Consider the following 854-nt stretch of genomic DNA (forward strand, 5'->3'; position numbering starts at 1 on the left):
AAATATGATACAATTTCCTCAACAGTATGTAACGAAACATCCGGGTAGCAACTGATGTTTGTGACAAAATGTTGATTTTGTCTTATGAAATCAGCCGCAGATGCGCCAGTTGTCTTGCATGTTCTGTACCCGATGTGATGAGGTAAATGCGAGTGGTTTCAATACTGGAATGTCCCAACACGTCAGCAAGTTTTGCAATATCTTTGCACGCTTGATAGAATACCGTCGCAAACAGGTGCCGCAAATTGTGCGGAAATACCTTACTCGCTTCCACGCCCGCAAATTTACATAAATGTTTCATTTCGCTCCAAATCTGCCGTCTGGACAGACTTTTCCCGTTTTTCGTGAGAAAAATCTCACCGGAGACGGTTTTTTGTTTTTTGGCATACTTCAATAGCTTGCGGCACAACTTATTCGGCAGTAAAATCACACGAATCTTGCCTTTGAGGGCAATTTCCGCGCGTCCGGCTCTGGCAGTTTCAACCGTCAGATATTTGACCTCGGACACCCGGATTCCAGTTGCGGTGATGGCTTCCAGCAACAGCGCGAGGCGCTGCTGTCCTTTGCGTTCGGCGGTTTGTACCATTCTTTCATACTCTGCACGAGTCAGCTCGCGTTCCTGACGACGGAACAATTTACGCTGGATGCGTAGCGTGCGCACCCGGCAATCCGAGCAGCCGATAAAGTCCAGAAATCGATTGAGTGCGACGATCATCGAGTTGACCGTTTCCGGTGCGTAGCCATCGGAGAGCAGCTGTGCTCTCCACGCAGAAACCTGTGCCTTTTCCAAAGATTTATCTGCCAACCAGCAAAAAAATTTGCGCACATCGCGCAAATATTTCTCAATCGTACCC

General features: G+C 47.9%; 1 protein-coding gene. It reads right to left on the reverse strand.

The window, feature by feature from the left end; translation table 11 throughout:
* Positions 1–82 precede the first annotated feature (82 nt).
* Positions 83–805, reverse strand: a complete 723-nt coding sequence (locus B5F17_RS14515; protein ID WP_242968784.1) for a tyrosine-type recombinase/integrase — start codon at positions 803–805, stop codon at positions 83–85.
* Between the last annotated feature and the right edge of the window lie 49 nt (positions 806–854).

This window comes from Butyricicoccus pullicaecorum (assembly GCF_002160355.1).
Taxonomy (GTDB): domain Bacteria; phylum Bacillota; class Clostridia; order Oscillospirales; family Butyricicoccaceae; genus Butyricicoccus; species Butyricicoccus pullicaecorum.